We start from the raw sequence: 1,352 nt of genomic DNA, 5'->3' as shown, positions 1-1,352 counted from the left end.
GGTGGTGTAACTTCAGGTCTGGAAATTCATTTGATGCTGGCGCCATGAGCTTCTGCCGGGGCGCGCCCCGGCAGAAGCTGCCCATTCTGGTATTCCATGGAAGTGCAAACTCATCATGGAGACGGACAAATGGACGAGCGACAGGATACAACGGTTGAGGCCCTCATGGAACATCTGATCGAGCACGGCCCCAACGACATGGCGACAGTGTTCGCGCGAGCGTTCGAGTTGGCGATGCAGATAGAGCGTGAGCGCTTCCTCGGAGCTGGCCGCTATGAGCGCACGCCCGGACGGCAGGGGTATGCCAATGGCTACAAGCCAAAGCGCATCGACACACCCGCAGGCACGGTCTCGGTGCGGGTGCCCAAGACTGCCGATCATGATGGTCAGCCGTTCTACCCGCAATCGCTGGAGCGCGGGCGGCGCTCGGTGCGAGCCGTGATGCTGGCAGTGGCTGAAATGTATGTGAAGGGCGTTTCCACCCGTGAGGCTGAAGCGGTGATGCGTGAGTTCGGGATCGAGAGCCTGTCCTCCAGTCAGGTCAGCCGCGCTGCAAAGCTGCTCGATGACGAGCTCGCAGCATGGCGCAATCGGCCTCTGGGCGAGATCAAATATCTGATCCTCGACGCCCGATATGAAAAGATGCGCCATGGCGGGATCGTGCGCGACGCTGCGGTGCTCTCGGCAATCGGTATAGGCCCAGATGAGCGTCGCCGGGTGCTCGGCGTCTCTGTGGCCCTGTCGGAAGCCGAGGTGCATTGGCGCGCCTTCCTCGAGAGCCTCCAAGCTCGCGGCTTGCGCGGCGTCCAATACATTGTATCTGACGATCATGCCGGACTGCGGGCCGCGCGCAGGGCGGTCTTCGGCGGGGCCACATGGCAGCGCTGCCAATTTCACCTCGCCCAAAACGCCATCCATCACGCGCCGAACCTTGCCGTTCGCAAGCGCATCGGTGCCGAACTCCGCGAGATCTGGAACGCGGCCTCCCTCGCCAAGGCCGAAACCAGCTTGGCCGAATTGGTCACCGAGTATCGCGATACAGCGCCGAAACTTGCTGCTTGGCTGGAGGACAATGTCCCTGAGGGCCTCACCTTCTTCACCTTGCCAAAACACCATCGTCGCCGCATGCGCACCTCCAACCCGATGGAGCGCAGCGTGCAGCAAGAGTTGAAACGTCGCACCGTTAAGGTCCGGGTATTTCCCAACGAGGCCGCCCTCGAGCGCCTGGTCAGTGCCGTGCTGGTGGAGATCGACGACAAATGGGCCGCCGACACCAAGGCCTACATAAAGTGGGAATGCCAGGATGCGTGATCATGGTGTCAGAGAATTTCCAGACCACCGGTTGCACAATC

General features: G+C 61.5%; 1 protein-coding gene. It reads left to right on the top strand.

Annotated features, from left to right (window positions below):
- Window positions 1-129: 129 nt before the first annotated feature.
- Window positions 130-1,311 (top strand): IS256 family transposase, encoded by a 1,182-nt coding sequence (locus tag ACGYKA_RS20015; protein ID WP_394418938.1) that lies wholly within the window; start codon window positions 130-132, stop codon window positions 1,309-1,311.
- Window positions 1,312-1,352: the final 41 nt, after the last annotated feature.

Source organism: Sulfitobacter sp. 1A15106 (assembly GCF_043556995.1).
Lineage (GTDB): Bacteria > Pseudomonadota > Alphaproteobacteria > Rhodobacterales > Rhodobacteraceae > Sulfitobacter > Sulfitobacter faviae.
This window is presented reverse-complemented; position numbering and strand designations above follow the sequence as displayed.

Bases quoted from the DNA above. Each gene is read 5' to 3' on its own strand.
- ACGYKA_RS20015 (WP_394418938.1), top strand. From the start codon at position 130: ATGGACGAGCGACAGGATACAACGGTTGAGGCCCTCATGGAACATCTG.